The sequence below is a fragment of the Patulibacter americanus DSM 16676 genome, assembly GCF_000420025.1.
GTDB classification, from domain to species: domain Bacteria; phylum Actinomycetota; class Thermoleophilia; order Solirubrobacterales; family Solirubrobacteraceae; genus Patulibacter; species Patulibacter americanus.
The window spans coordinates 17,689-30,233 of record NZ_ATUD01000008.1 but is presented as its reverse complement, the minus strand read 5'-3'; the positions used below and the strand labels follow the sequence as shown (position 1 = coordinate 30,233).

General features: G+C 76.3%; 13 protein-coding genes. 8 read left to right on the top strand and 5 right to left on the bottom strand.

All coding sequences use genetic code 11. The features are described from left to right. Positions 1-224: 224 nt before the first annotated feature. Positions 225-1,088, top strand: coding sequence for a hypothetical protein (locus F593_RS0113745; protein WP_022929326.1), 864 nt, complete (start codon positions 225-227; stop codon positions 1,086-1,088). After that, positions 1,085-3,388 (top strand): heavy metal translocating P-type ATPase, encoded by a 2,304-nt coding sequence (locus tag F593_RS0113740; protein WP_022929325.1) that lies wholly within the window; start codon positions 1,085-1,087, stop codon positions 3,386-3,388. Before F593_RS0113745 ends, F593_RS0113740 begins: the two co-directional genes overlap by 4 nt. Before the next feature lie 20 nt (positions 3,389-3,408). Here F593_RS0113740 and F593_RS29945 read toward each other — a convergent pair whose 3' ends face one another. Next, positions 3,409-4,383, bottom strand: a complete 975-nt coding sequence (locus tag F593_RS29945; protein WP_022929324.1) for a hypothetical protein — start codon at positions 4,381-4,383, stop codon at positions 3,409-3,411. A 128-nt stretch (positions 4,384-4,511) separates the two neighbouring features. Between F593_RS29945 and F593_RS25285 the strand changes: the two genes are divergently transcribed. From F593_RS25285 to F593_RS0113710, 5 genes are all read left to right on the top strand, one after another. Next, positions 4,512-5,375, top strand: a complete 864-nt coding sequence (locus F593_RS25285) for an ABC transporter ATP-binding protein (protein ID WP_033207506.1) — start codon at positions 4,512-4,514, stop codon at positions 5,373-5,375. Continuing rightward, positions 5,372-6,229 (top strand): ABC transporter permease, encoded by an 858-nt coding sequence (locus tag F593_RS0113725; protein ID WP_022929322.1) that lies wholly within the window; start codon positions 5,372-5,374, stop codon positions 6,227-6,229. The genes F593_RS25285 and F593_RS0113725 overlap by 4 nt, the downstream gene beginning before the upstream one ends. A gap of 10 nt (positions 6,230-6,239) precedes the next feature. After that, positions 6,240-6,845 (top strand): flavoprotein, encoded by a 606-nt coding sequence (locus F593_RS25280; protein ID WP_022929321.1) that lies wholly within the window; start codon positions 6,240-6,242, stop codon positions 6,843-6,845. Position 6,846: 1 nt separating this feature from the next. Continuing rightward, positions 6,847-7,818: an LLM class flavin-dependent oxidoreductase gene (locus F593_RS25275; protein WP_022929320.1), complete on the top strand. Its 972-nt coding sequence runs from the start codon at positions 6,847-6,849 to the stop codon at positions 7,816-7,818. A gap of 217 nt (positions 7,819-8,035) precedes the next feature. Beyond that, the gene (locus F593_RS0113710; RefSeq protein ID WP_022929319.1) at positions 8,036-8,599 is read left to right on the top strand and encodes a dihydrofolate reductase family protein; all 564 of its coding nucleotides are present in this window, start codon (positions 8,036-8,038) and stop codon (positions 8,597-8,599) included. Between the two features lie 108 nt (positions 8,600-8,707). On the opposite strand, the gene F593_RS0113705 is transcribed toward F593_RS0113710, so the two are convergent. The 3 genes from F593_RS0113705 to F593_RS0113695 form a co-directional block, all read right to left on the bottom strand. Then, positions 8,708-8,926, bottom strand: coding sequence for a hypothetical protein (locus F593_RS0113705; protein WP_022929318.1), 219 nt, complete (start codon positions 8,924-8,926; stop codon positions 8,708-8,710). Between the two features lie 68 nt (positions 8,927-8,994). Beyond that, positions 8,995-9,963 carry a T3SS effector HopA1 family protein gene (locus F593_RS0113700; protein ID WP_022929317.1) on the bottom strand — a complete coding sequence of 323 codons (969 nt, stop codon included), beginning with the start codon at positions 9,961-9,963 and terminating at the stop codon, positions 8,995-8,997. Beyond that, a complete protein-coding gene (locus F593_RS0113695) occupies positions 9,960-11,156 on the bottom strand; it encodes a phosphotransferase (RefSeq protein WP_022929316.1) in 1,197 nt (398 codons plus the stop codon). The genes F593_RS0113700 and F593_RS0113695 overlap by 4 nt, the downstream gene beginning before the upstream one ends. A gap of 22 nt (positions 11,157-11,178) precedes the next feature. On the opposite strand from F593_RS0113695, the gene F593_RS0113690 reads away from it, so the two are divergent. Continuing rightward, complete coding sequence (locus F593_RS0113690; protein ID WP_157251812.1) at positions 11,179-12,105, top strand: hypothetical protein; 927 nt, start codon at positions 11,179-11,181, stop codon at positions 12,103-12,105. Positions 12,106-12,133: 28 nt separating this feature from the next. Here the strand turns inward: F593_RS0113690 and F593_RS0113685 are convergent, their stop codons facing one another. Beyond that, the gene (locus F593_RS0113685) at positions 12,134-12,349 is read right to left on the bottom strand and encodes a hypothetical protein (RefSeq protein WP_022929314.1); all 216 of its coding nucleotides are present in this window, start codon (positions 12,347-12,349) and stop codon (positions 12,134-12,136) included. Positions 12,350-12,545: the final 196 nt, after the last annotated feature.

Below are 12,545 nucleotides of genomic sequence, written 5' to 3'. Positions count from 1 at the left end.
CGTGCTGCTCCCACGGGTCCTTCGTCCTGGACCGTCGTTCGGTGAGGAGTTCGGGGGACGAACCCCGTCCAGCCCGCGAGTTCAATACCCCCGGGGGGTGTGCTACGGTCGAGCCGAGAGATACCCCCCGGCCGTATCGGAGGCGACGACGCGGGCTCCGCCCGCCGACCGTCTACCGTTGGGTCGGGGACCCGTCGCCCCCGACCGCCCGTCAGGCCCCGCCCATGAACGTCCCCACCAAGCTCGCCGCCTTCTCCGCCGCCCTGGTCGCCGCCTTCGGTGCCGCCGCGGCCGCCGGTGCGCTCATCGACCCCACCGACGGCACGGCCGGTGGGCCGCGCGCCGACGGGCACGGCGCGGTCCACGAGCCGGCGGCCGCGGCGGCGCTCCCCGGGGGCCTGGCCAGCACCCAGGACGGCTATACGCTGGTCCTCGAGCCCGACGACGTGCGGGCCGGCGAGCCGTCGACCCTCGCCTTCCGCATCCTGGGGCCCGACGGCCGGCCCGTCCGCGGGGGCTACGACGTGGAGTCCGAGCGCGAGCTGCACCTCATCGTGGTGCGACGCGACGCGACGGGGTTCCAGCACCTCCACCCGCGCCGCGCACCCGACGGCACGTGGCGCACGCCGCTGCGGGTGGAGACACCCGGGAGCTATCGCGTCCTGGCCGACTTCACGATCGACGGGGTCCGGCGGACGCTCGGGCTCGAGCTGCTGGTGCCCGGGACGGTTCCGCCGCCGGCCTCGCCGGCCCCGGTCCGCCGCTCCACCGGCGTGGACGGCTTCTCGGTCTCGCTCGACGCCGGCCGCCTCCGCGCCGGCCGCGAGGGCACCCTGCGGTTCCGCGTCACCCGCGGCGCCCGCCCGGTCCGGGACCTGCAGCCCTACCTCGGCGCCCGCGGGCACCTCGTGGCGCTGCGGCAGGGCGACCTGGCGTACCTCCACGTGCACCCCGAGGAGGACGCCGCGGACGGGGAGATCCCGTTCCGGGCCACGTTCCCCAGCGCCGGCCGCTACCCCCTGTTCCTGCAGTTCCGCACCGGCGGCGTGGTCCGCACCGCGTCGCTGACCGTGGAGGTCGACCGATGAGCACCACGACCGCACGCCTCGAGCAGCTCGAGCTGCCCGTCGAGGGCATGACGTGCGCCGCCTGCGCCAACCGCATCGAGCGCAAGCTCAACAAGCTCGACGGCGTGTCCGCCACCGTCAACTACGCGACGGAGAAGGCAGCGGTGCGGTTCGACCCGGACGTCGCCACCCCCGAGGACCTCGTCGGCGCGGTCGAGGCGGCGGGTTACCACGCGACGCTGCCGGCGGACGAGGCCCCCGCCGCCGACGCTCCGGACCCGGCCGCGGCGTTGCGGCGGCGTCTGATCGGCTCGGCGCTCCTCTCGGTGCCGCTGCTCCTGATCTCGATGGTCCCGGCCCTGCAGTTCGAGTACTGGCAGTGGCTCGCGCTCCAGCTCGCCACCCCGGTGGTGTTCTGGGCCGGCTGGCCGTTCCACCGCGCCGCCTGGCGCAACCTGCGCCACGGCACGGCGACGATGGACACGCTGATCTCGGTCGGCACGCTCGCGGCGTGGACGTGGAGCGTCGTGGCGCTCTTCTTCCTCGGCGCAGGCGAGCCCGGGATGACGATGCCCTTCGAGCTCGTCCCCGACCGCGCGGCGGCGACGGACCACATCTACCTCGAGGCCGCCGGCGTCGTGACGACGCTGATCCTGGCCGGGCGCTACTTCGAGACCCGCGCGAAGGGCCGCGCCGGCGCGGCCCTGCACGCCCTGATGGCCCTGGGCGCCAAGGACGCCACCGTCCTCGACGCCGACGGTTCCGAGCGGCTCGTGCCCATCGACGCGCTGCGCGCCGGAGACCGCTTCGTCGTGCGCCCGGGCGAACGGATCGCCACGGACGGTGCGGTGGAGGAGGGTCGCTCCGCCGTCGACGAGTCCCTGCTGACGGGCGAGTCCGTGCCGGTCGAGAAGGCGCCGGGTGACACCGTCGTCGGGGCGAGCACCAACGCGGGCGGGCGGCTCGTCGTCCGCGCCACCCGCGTGGGCTCCGACACCGCGCTGGCCCAGATCGCGAAGCTCGTGGAGGACGCCCAGACGGGCAAGGCCCCCGTGCAGCGGTTGGCCGACCGGATCTCGGGGATCTTCGTGCCCATCGTCCTGCTGCTCTCCGCCGCGACGCTCGGGTTCTGGCTCGGCGACGGATCGAGCGTCGCCTACGCGTTCTCCGCGGCGGTCGCGGTCCTCATCATCGCCTGCCCCTGCGCGCTCGGGCTCGCCACGCCGACCGCGCTCTTGGTCGGCACGGGACGGGGGGCGCAGCTCGGCCTGCTGATCAAGGGGCCCGAGGTGCTCGAGTCCACCCGCCAGGTCGACACGGTCGTGCTCGACAAGACCGGCACCGTCACCACGGGGCGCATGCGGCTGACGGCCGTCGTGCCCGCGGACGGCGAGGACCCCGATGCGGTGCTGCGGATCGCGGGGGCGCTCGAGGCGGCCTCGGAGCACCCCGTGGCGCGGGCGATCGCGGCTGCCGCTCGGGATGCCGCGGCCGGGGGCGCCGTCGCGGTCGATGCCCGGCCGGCCGCCTCGACCCCGGGCGACGTCGGCTCCGCCCTGCCCGCCGTCGAGGCCTTCGCCAACCACGAGGGTCGCGGCGTCCAGGGGATCGTCGACGACCACGCCGTCGTCGCCGGCCGCCCCGCGCTCCTGGAGGACTGGGCGATGCCGCTGCCCGACGCGCTGCGCGCCGAGCTCGACGCACAGCAGGCCCACGGCCGCACGGTGGTCGCCGTCGGATGGGACGGCCGGGCCCGCGGCCTGCTCGTCGTGGCCGACACCCCGAAGGAGACGAGCCGCGAAGCCGTCGCCATGCTGCTGGACCTGGGCCTGCGCCCCGTGCTGCTGACGGGGGACAACGCGCAGACCGCGCGGGCAGTGGCGGCCGAGGTCGGCATCGACGAGGTCATCGCCGACGTGCTGCCGGCGGAGAAGGTCGCCGTCGTGCGCCGGCTGCAGGCCGAGGGGCGCGTGGTCGCGATGGTCGGCGACGGCGTCAACGACGCCCCCGCGCTGGCCCAGGCCGACCTCGGCCTCGCGATCGGCACCGGGACGGACGTGGCGATCGAGGCCTCGGACCTGACCCTGGTCTCCGGCGACCTACGCGGCGCCGCGGACGCGATCCGGCTCTCCCGCCGCACGCTGCGCACCATCCGGGGCAACCTCTTCTGGGCGTTCGCCTACAACGTCGTCCTCATCCCGGTGGCGATCGCGGGTCTGCTCAACCCGGTGCTCGCGGGAGCCGCGATGGCGTTCTCGAGCGTCTTCGTGCTCAGCAACTCGCTGCGGCTGCGGTCCTTCCGCGCGCAGCGGGCGGGCTGAGGGCGCTGCGGGCTGGCCGGTCAGGTCGCGTCGACCAGCGCCTCCGCCTCGGCGCCCACCTCGGCGGCCAGCCGGCCGTACCCGGCGACCGCGTCGTGCTCGTCGGGAGCGCCGACGTAGGCGCAGAAGTCGACGGCGTGGAGCAGGGGACGCCAGGCGGCGACCGTGGCGACGTGGCGGCGCTCGTCCACTCCGGTGCACCCGGACGCGTCGAGCAGCGCCGCGGCCGCGCGTCGCAGGCCGGCCGCGGTCGCCGGCGCGTCCTCCCGTGCCCCGACCGCCAGCTCCAGCAGCTCCCCGAGCAGGAACCCGACGTCGACCGCCGCGACCCCCGGCCCCGCGTGGCCGTCGACGAGCACGACGAGCTGCGCCGGGGGCCGCCACCGCAGGCCGGCGATCGCGGCGTCGCCGAGGATCCACGTCGGCCGGGCGACGGCGACCTCGTCCAGGCGGGCGCCGAGTGCGTCCCACCGGGCGGCACCGACGTCGGCCCGCCAGCCCGCGCGGGCCTCGCGGGCGGGCAATCCGGGTGCGCCGGCGGCGACGGCCCGCATCCGGTCGAGCCGGGCGTGGGCGGCGGGGCCGCCCTGCGCGGGCTGCGCGTGCGCCAGGCGCAGGGCACGGCCCGTCGCGGCCAAGGCCCGTTCGAGCACGTCCGAGCCCTGCTCCGCCGCGCGCAACAGATTGAAGACCCCCAGGGCGCCGACGTCGCGGTAGCGCCAACCCGCCTCGGGGTCGGGCGTGGCGTTCGCCTTCGTGCTCGAGCCGGCGTCCGCGTCCGTCCGATCATCCGCGGGGGCCCGGAACAGGAACGGCCCGTCCTCGGGCAGCGCTGACAACGCCGCGGGCAGCTCCGGACGGGCAAAGCCCTCCGGCGTCTCGTGCCAGCGGTGGACGACGTCGAACCGGCGGCCGTGCTGCTCCACCCGCACGGCGCGGCGGCGCGTGCCCTGCTCGAAGGCCTGCTCCGCGGGCGGCTGCGCGACGTCGTGCATGGTCCGGCACGATGCCCGCCGGGGCCCCCGAGGCGCTTCGCCCGCCCGGACGATCTTCCCGCCCGCGCCTCACCCGAACGGGTGAAGTGCCCTGGCCGGGCGTCACGGCGGCTGGTGAGGTGCGGGGTGTGACCGCGTCCCCCGCCCCCACCGGTCCCGCCGTCGAGATCCGCGACCTGCGGATGCGCTACGGCGATCGCGACGTCCTGCGCGGCGTCGAGCTCGAGATCCAGCGCGGCGAGTGCCTCGCGCTGCTCGGGCCCAACGGCGCCGGCAAGACCACGACGATCGAGGTCCTCGAGGGCTTCCGCCACCGCTCGGACGGCCACGTGCGGGTGCTCGGCGAGGATCCCGCGACCGCGTCGGAGGCCTGGCGCGCCCGGCTGGGGATCGTCATCCAGCAGTGGCGCGACCACGGCCGCTTCCGTCCCCTCGAGCTGCTCGAGCACCTGCGCCGCTTCTACGACGACCCGCGGGGCGCGGCCGAGACGCTCGAGCTCGTCGGGCTCGGGGACCAGGCGACCCAGCCCGCCGGAAAGCTCTCCGGCGGCCAGCGTCGGCGGCTCGACGTCGCCATGGCGATCCTGGGCCGCCCGGACCTGCTGCTGCTCGACGAGCCCACCGGCGGCTTCGACCCCGCCGCCCGCCACGACTTCCACGAGCTGCTCCGGCGGCTCGTCTCCGAGGAGGAGGTGACCGTGCTCCTGACGACGCACGACCTGGCCGAGGCCGAGCGCCTCGCCGACCGCATCGCGATCCTCGTCGACGGCCGCGTCGTGCGCGACGCCACCGCCGGCGAGCTCGCCGCCTCGCTGGGCCGCGAGGCCGAGGTGCGCTGGCGCGACGAACGCGGCCGCCACGCCGTCCGCACCGAAGACCCCAACCGCTTCGTCCGGGAGCTGCCGATCGACGTGGAGGACCTCGAGGTCCGCCGCGCCACGCTCGAGGACGTCTATCTGCGCACCGTGCGCGAGGACGAGGTGACGGCATGAGCGGCGCTCTGGGCGCCGGCGTCGACCGCGCGCGGCTCGAGCTGAGGATGCTGCTGCGCTCGCCGCGCGAGCTGTGGGCGCAGATCCTCGGGATGGTCGTCGTCGTGGTGGTCGCCGGGCGCCTGGCCGACCAGGCCGCCCCCGGGGGCTCCGTGCCGATGGCCTGGTACGTCGTCTCCGGGTTCGTCGCGGCCTCGCTCTTCTTCGCGGGGATGCTGAACGTCCCCCAGATGGTCGTCGCCGAACGCGACGACGGCACCGTCCTGCGCATGCGCACCCTCCGCGGCGGGCTGACGGCCTACCTCGTCGGCAAGCTGCTCTTCTGCGCCGCCGTCACCGTCGCCACCGTGGTCGGCACCCTGATCGCGGGCACGCTCGCCACCGGGATGCCGCTGCCGTCGACCGTCGGCGACGTCGCCGTGCTCGCGTGGGTCGTCCTGCTCGGCTTCACCGCCGTCACGCTGCTGGGCGCAGCGATCGGGACCGTCCTGCCCAACGCCCGCGAGGGCATGATGTACGCGCTGCTGCCCGCGGGCGTGCTCTTCGCGATCTCCGGGGTGATGTTCCCCGTCACCGCGATGCCGGCCGCCGTGCAAGCCGTCGCCGACGCGTTCCCGCTGAAGTGGATGGCGCAGGGGATCCGGGCGGCGCTGCTGCCCGACGCCGCGCTGGCCCGGCAGGGCACGGACGGCTGGCAGCTGCCCGTCGTCGCCGCGGTCCTCGCCGCCTGGTGCGCCGTCGGCGCGCTCCTCGCCCCCCTGATGCTCCGGCGGATGGCGCGCCGCGAGTCGGGCTCCCGACTGTCGGCGCGCCGCGAGGCCGCCGAGCAGAAGGCCGCCGTCGTCGGGCGCTGAGGCCGAGATCGTGCTTCCCGACCCCACCCCGCCGCAGCCGCTGTCGTTCCGGCGCCTCGCGCTCGTCGGCACCGGCTCGCTCGGCGTCGCCTTCCTCCCGTTCTGGCTCAACTGGCTGCGCGGCACCCACCCGGAGCTCGAGGTGCGCGTGATCCTGACGCGCTCCGCCCGCCGGTTCGTCGCCCCGGAGGCCGTGAGCGCCATCCTCGGCCGCGAGGTCGAGCTCGACGACTGGGACGGCGGCGTCGGCCACGTCGAGCTGGCCGAGTGGTGCGACGCCGTCGCCGTCCACCCCGCCACCGTCCACTTCATCGCCCGCTACGCGCAGGGCTTGGCCGACACGCCGCTCCTGCTGGCGCTGCAGTGCACCCCCGCCCCGGTGGCCCTGGCGCCGTCCCTGCCTCCGGGCGCGCTCGAGCACAGCCCGACGCTCCGCGAGCACCTGGCTCTGCTCCGCCACCGCGGCGTGGCCGTCGCCGCGCCCCAGCGCGGACGCAGCGCGGCGGGCTCGGGCGCGGCGGACGTCGCCGCGCCGCTCATGACGCTGCTGCCCATGCTGGAGGAGCGGATGGGCGCCGACGACGCCGCGCCCCTCCCCGTCCCCGACCGCTCCTGACATGGCCGACCTCTCCTTCTTCCACGCCACGCAGCCGAACTCCCCGACGCCGCTCGTCGCCGCCGCCACCGCGGTCCGCGCGGCGGGGCTGCGCCGGCTCTGGATCGGCCAGTCGCTCGCGCTGGAGTCCTTCGGCGTCCTGAGCTACGTGGCGGCGAAGGTGCCGGGCGTCGGGTTCGGCACCGCCGTCTCGCTGACCCCGCTGCAGCACCCCGCGCTCGCCGCGACGAGCCTGCGGACGGTCGCCGCGCTCTCGGGCCAGCCCGTCGCGGGCGCGTTCGGGGTCAGCGAGCCCCGCGTCATCGGGGCGCTCGGCCTGCAGCCCTACGAGCGCCCCGGCACCGCCGCGGGCGACTTCGCCGCCGCCGTGCGGGCCATGGTGGGCGGCGGCCGGATGGAGGACTCCGCGAGCTACCCCGGCGCGTCCTTCTCGCTGCCGCCGCTCGACGGGATCCGGCCGGGGCAGATCGAGGTCGGCCTCGGCGTGCTGCGCCGCGGCATGGCACGGGCCGCCGGCCGCGGGGCCGACTTCGGCGTCACGTGGCTGACGCCCCCGGCGTGGATCCGCGAGGAGCTGGCTCCCGCCGCGGCCGAGGCCGCGCGGAAGGCGGGGGTCGAGGCGCCGCGCATGCGCGCCGTCGTCCACGCCGCGGTCACCGAGGATCCGTCCGAGGCCGCCACCGTGCTCGAGCAGGGCGCGGGCGCTCATCTGCGGCTGCCGCACTACCGCGCGATGATCGAGCAGTCCCTGGGCATCCCCACCGACGCGCCCGCGGCCGACGCCGTGCGCGCGCTGCTGGCGGCCGGGGCGATCGTCCACGGCACGCCCGAGGGCATCGGCGAGGCCCTCCGCGCCCACGCCGCGGCCTCCGGCGTCGACGAGCTCCTGCTCAACCCGTTCGTCCCCCGCGGCGGCCCGCGCCTGGACCGCCTGTTGACGGACGTCGCGGCGGGCTTCCACGCCGCGGCGTAGGCGTCGGCGGTTCGCGGGGCCCGAGGCTGCGGTCGGCCGGCCCGCCGACGGACCGTCCCTGGGGCGCGCGGCGGCGGGACGACCGAGCGCGGCGCGCAGGCGCCGCCTCGTCGGGGTGGGTTCCGACGCGACGGGTCCACTGCGGCCCGCGCCGATGACTTCCGTGCGCTCCCCCGGTCCGTAGGACGACGGACCCGACCGACGGAAGACTGACGCGATGCGGACCCTGACCTTTGCCATGAACGTGAGCCTCGACGGCTACGTCGCCGCGCCCGGCGACGACCTCGGCTGGAGCGTGCCGTGCGACGGACTGTTTCAGTGGTGGTCCGACCGGGTGGCGGCGACGGGCCTGGCGCTCTACGGGCGTCGGATGTGGGAGACGATGAGCTCGCACTGGCCCACCGCCGACCAGCAACCCGGCGTCACGCCGGCCGAGGTCGCGTACGCCCGCCGCTGGAAGGCGATGCCGAAGGTGGTGTTCTCCTCGACGCTCGACCGGGTCGACGGCGACGCCCGGCTGGTCACCGGCGACGCCGTCGCCGAGATCGCGCGTCTGAAGGCCGAGGACGGCGGCCCGATGGACATCCTCGGCGCCACGCTCGCCGGGGCGGCCGTGCGGGCCGGGCTGGTCGACGAGTACGTGCTGGCCACCGCGCCGGTCCTGCTGGGCGGCGGCACGCCGTTCTTCCCCACGCTGGACGCCTGGGTGGACCTGACCCTGGTGGAGACCCGGACGTTCGCGGGCGGGGTGGTCCTCACGAGGTACGTGACGGGGCGTTGAGCACCCGCCCGCAGGACGACGCGCCCGCTCCAGCCCGACGGCCCCGCCACGACGAAGCGCCCGGGCCATTCGGCCCGGGCGCGTCCTACCGCTGGGTGTCGGGGTGGCTCAGCAGCCGGTCTTCACGGTGCCGACGACGGAGCTGATCACGCTGCCGACGGAGACGCCGCAGGGCGAGGAGGAGCCGGCGACGATCGTCCAGGTGCCCGGGGTGATCGCGGCCTCGTCGTAGCCCGCGGTCGCGTCGTCGAAGATCGCCTCGTCGCCGGCGACGTAGTGGTTGACGCCGTCGAGCAGGGTGTCGAGCGCGGTGTCGTTCTTCTGCATGGTGGTGTCCCTTCGGGGGTGGGGTTGGGGGATCGTGTTTCGGGTGAAGTTGGGGGGGTGCCGGTCGCTCAGGCGGCGATGGCAGGGGCCGGGAGGACCGGGTCGGCGGGCGAGGCGAACTCGCGCCACGGCCGCTCCGGGTCGACGCCGGCGCGCGCGAGGTGGTCGGCGGCCAGGTCCGGCAGGTCGAGCAGGCCGCCCGCGGCGGTCCACTCGGCGATCGCCGCGGCGAGCAGCCCGGCGCGGTGCTGGCCGAAGCTGCGCTGCGGCCAGACCTGCTCCAGGGGCTCCCAGGAGAAGCCGACGCCCGGGGCCAGCGGCGCCGCCAGCGGCGAGCTGCCGGTCGGGTCGACGAGCGGGGTGAGCGTCTCGACGCCGGCGGCGAGCGCCTCGACGGCGTCGTGGGCCAGGTAGAGGACGAGCGCGTCGTAGCGCGGGTAGGACCGCGAGGCGGCCAGGCCCTTGACGCGGAACCGCGCGCCCAGGCCGTCGAGCGAGGCGATGACGGCGCGCAGGGCGTCCGACCCGTCCTCGGCCCGCAGGTGGGCGTAGAGCCGCATGGTGCCCTTCGGCGCGTCGGCCCAGCCGCGGATGCCGTCGAAGATGCAGAACCCGGGCGAGAGCAGGGGTCGCACGGACGGCATCGGCAGGGTCACGACGTCGCCGGGAGACGCGTCGGGCGCGGCCTTCGGCGGGAACCGCAGGCGCAGGCCGTCGGCGCGGTGCGCGACGACGCCGTCCTCGTCGCTGTGGTCGATCGTCCAGCCGTCCGTGAGGCACAGCTGGCGGCTGCGCTCCTGCACGAGCGGGCCGAGCAGGCCGTCGCCGTTCGTGTCGCGCGGCGCGACGCGCAGCCCGTCGGGGGAGCGCATGCCGGCGTGCCAGCGGCGGTAGAGGTGATCGGCCAGGCGGGCCTCGAGCTGCTCCTGCGGCAGCGTCGTGTCGAGCGGCTCCTCCAGGAGCGGCAGGCGCAGCTCGTCCTCGTCGAGCTCCGCGGCGTCGAGCAGCCGGGCGAGCGGGGCGGACAGCGTGGTCATCGGACGACCTCCAGGGCGGGTTCGGCGGTGGCGGATTCGGCGGGGTCGCCGGTGGGCGCGGGGTCAGGCGCCGCATCCGGGACGGTCGCCCGGTCTTCGGCGACCCACCCGAGCGCGCTGGCCGCGGCGGCGGGGTCGAGCAGCATGCGGCGGCCGATGCCGGCGGCGGCGCGGTCGCGGGTGGCGAAGGCGATGTGGGACTGGGCGCGGGCCAGCGCGCGGTCGAAGAGCTGCCAGCCGGCGGCGCGCATCGTCTGCTCGGCGAACTCCGGGCCGCGGCGGCCACCGGCGTCGAGGTAGCCCTCGTGCAGCGCGTGGACGAGGGGCAGGCCGTCGTCCCGCAGGCGCCGGGCGGCCTGGGCGGTGACCTGCTCGAGATCGGTGCCCGTCGCCTCGTCGTCGCGGCGCAGGCTCACCATCGTGGCGTAGAGGACGTCGCCGACCAGGGCGCCGAGGTCGCGGGCGGGGTCACCGATCCGGCACTCCTCCCAGTCCACGACGGTCAGTCCTCCGTCCGGGCCGATCAGGACCTGGTCCACGCGCATGTCGGCGTGGACGACGGCCGGGCCGTACGGGCCGACCTCGTGCAGGCGGGTGAAGGGGGCGACGATCTCGGCGTCGTGCTGGAGCAGGCGGTAGAAGTCGAGCATCCCGGCGGACATGCCGGCGGCGAGATCGAACGGGATCGCGCCGAAGTGCCGGACGTCCGGCTCGATCACCGGCTCGGGCCGCAGGCCCGCGGCCTCGGCCTCGTGGACGGGCAGCGCGTGGAGCGTCGCGAGGATCCGGCCCAGGCGGGAGAACAGCGCGGGCTCGACCTGCCAGGCGGCGAGGTCGTGCGCGACGGTATGGGTGTCCCCCACGGCGGCGGAGACCGTGATCAGCCGCTCCGCGTCGACGCCCACGAGGTCCGGGACCGGCAACTCCACGGGGCCGACGCGGTCCAGCAGCGCGGCGAACGCGGACTCGCGCCGCAGGCGCTCCGCGCCGCCGGGACCGCTCAGGCGCTTGACGAACAGCCGCCGGCCGGCGGGCGTGGAGCCGAGCCAGTTGGCGTTGCGGCCGTGGCGCGACTCGAGCCCGTCGTCGGTCAGGCCGCCGAGGCCCAGGTCGACCAGGGCGAGCTGCACGGGGTGCCCGGGGTGCAGCGGCTCGGGGGCCACGGACTCCTGGAGGGGCTGTTCGGGATGCATCAGGCGCTCCTTAGGGGTGAAGATGGAAGACGTGATGGACGGCGAGGTGCTCGAGGACCACGCGTCGCGGCGCCGCACCGCGCGGCTGCTGCGACGGGGAGACCGCTTCGACGCGGTCGTCGACTGGCACGAGCCGCCGCCCGGGCCGCTCGGGGTCGCGCTGCCCGACGGGCTCGCGGGCGCCGCGGGCGTCCTGCGCGTGCCGGACGAGGTCGAGGGGACGGTCACCGTCCACCGCGACGTGCCGGCCGCCGCGCTCGCCCGGGTGCTCCCCGGGATGCTCGGCCGCCCCGACGCGCTCGAGGCGCTGACCGGTCGCCTCGGCGTGGCGCTGCGGACCGCCCACGAGGCGACCGCGCCGAAAGGCGCGCCCGTCGCCCGGGCCCGCGTGGAGCGCCTGCGCGACGTCGTCGCCGGCGTGCCCGGCACGGGTGCCGAAGGACTCGTGGAACGCTGGCGTGCCGACGCCGGAGAGGCGCACTGGAACGCCGTGCAAGAGGGGCTCGCCGCCGCTCTGGACCGCCCGACCCGCTCCTGGGGCCTGGGCGATCCCGCCGTCGCGAACGTGCGCTGCGCGGCCGACGGGGCGGTCGTCGTGCTCGTGGACGGGCACGCCGGCGCCGTCGATCCGGCGGCAGAGGTCGGGATGCTGCTGGGCGAGCTGCTCGAGATGGCCGAGGTCGTCGGGGTCAAGGTTCCGGCCGCCCGCGAGGGGCTCGTGCGCGCCGCCGGGGCGTTCCTGCGCGGCTACGGCGCGCTGGACGCCGGCGCGGCGGAGGTCGTCGTGGCGGTCGCCGCGGCCCGGCCGCTGCTGCACGCCGCCGACTTCCGGCGGTACGTCGCCGAGCCCGGCGACGGGAGCGCCGACGAGGCGCGGATCTCGCGGTACGGCGAGCACAGCGTGAAGGTCCGTGGTCACGCGGCGGCGCTCCTGCATCCAGAGGGGTGAATGAGCGCCGCCGCCGTGACCGAGCGGTTCAGCAGCCGACGGCCCAGGTGCCGGTGATGGACGACGAGACGAGGCTCGCCGAGGCCTGGACGCAGGGCCAGCTCGAGGGGGTCGCGGGGGTGGCCGGGCTGACGGCGGCGGCGTCGTAGCCGTCCGCGGCGGCGACGTCCTTCGTCAGCTCCTCGGCGCTCGTGTAGGCGGTCAGGCCGCTCAGGAGATCGTCGAACCGGTGCTCAGCGTGCATGGGAATGCTCCTCTGCGTTTCGCGGCGGGCGGGGGCCCGCAGGGGGATTGGGTGACGACAGTCGGTGCGGTCGGTGCTGGCCCCGCCTCGATGTCGCCAGCAGTCTGCGCCGAGCCCGGCCCGCAAAACCATCGCCCGTCGGGGCGATTTCGCGGCCTCCTCCTGACGGGCGATGGGGCGACCGGCGATTTCACCC

What these genes read in the sequence shown, in the direction of transcription:
- F593_RS0113745 (WP_022929326.1), top strand. Translation starts at nt 225, where the DNA reads ATGAACGTCCCCACCAAGCTCGCCGCCTTCTCCGCCGCCCTGGTCGCC.
- F593_RS0113740 (WP_022929325.1), top strand. Translation starts at nt 1,085, where the DNA reads ATGAGCACCACGACCGCACGCCTCGAGCAGCTCGAGCTGCCCGTCGAG.
- F593_RS29945 (WP_022929324.1), bottom strand. Translation starts at nt 4,383, where the DNA reads ATGCACGACGTCGCGCAGCCGCCCGCGGAGCAGGCCTTCGAGCAGGGC.
- F593_RS0113725 (WP_022929322.1), top strand. Translation starts at nt 5,372, where the DNA reads ATGAGCGGCGCTCTGGGCGCCGGCGTCGACCGCGCGCGGCTCGAGCTG.
- F593_RS25275 (WP_022929320.1), top strand. Translation starts at nt 6,847, where the DNA reads ATGGCCGACCTCTCCTTCTTCCACGCCACGCAGCCGAACTCCCCGACG.
- F593_RS0113710 (WP_022929319.1), top strand. Translation starts at nt 8,036, where the DNA reads ATGCGGACCCTGACCTTTGCCATGAACGTGAGCCTCGACGGCTACGTC.
- F593_RS0113705 (WP_022929318.1), bottom strand. Translation starts at nt 8,926, where the DNA reads ATGCAGAAGAACGACACCGCGCTCGACACCCTGCTCGACGGCGTCAAC.
- F593_RS0113700 (WP_022929317.1), bottom strand. Translation starts at nt 9,963, where the DNA reads ATGACCACGCTGTCCGCCCCGCTCGCCCGGCTGCTCGACGCCGCGGAG.
- F593_RS0113695 (WP_022929316.1), bottom strand. Translation starts at nt 11,156, where the DNA reads ATGCATCCCGAACAGCCCCTCCAGGAGTCCGTGGCCCCCGAGCCGCTG.
- F593_RS0113690 (WP_157251812.1), top strand. Translation starts at nt 11,179, where the DNA reads ATGGAAGACGTGATGGACGGCGAGGTGCTCGAGGACCACGCGTCGCGG.
- F593_RS0113685 (WP_022929314.1), bottom strand. Translation starts at nt 12,349, where the DNA reads ATGCACGCTGAGCACCGGTTCGACGATCTCCTGAGCGGCCTGACCGCC.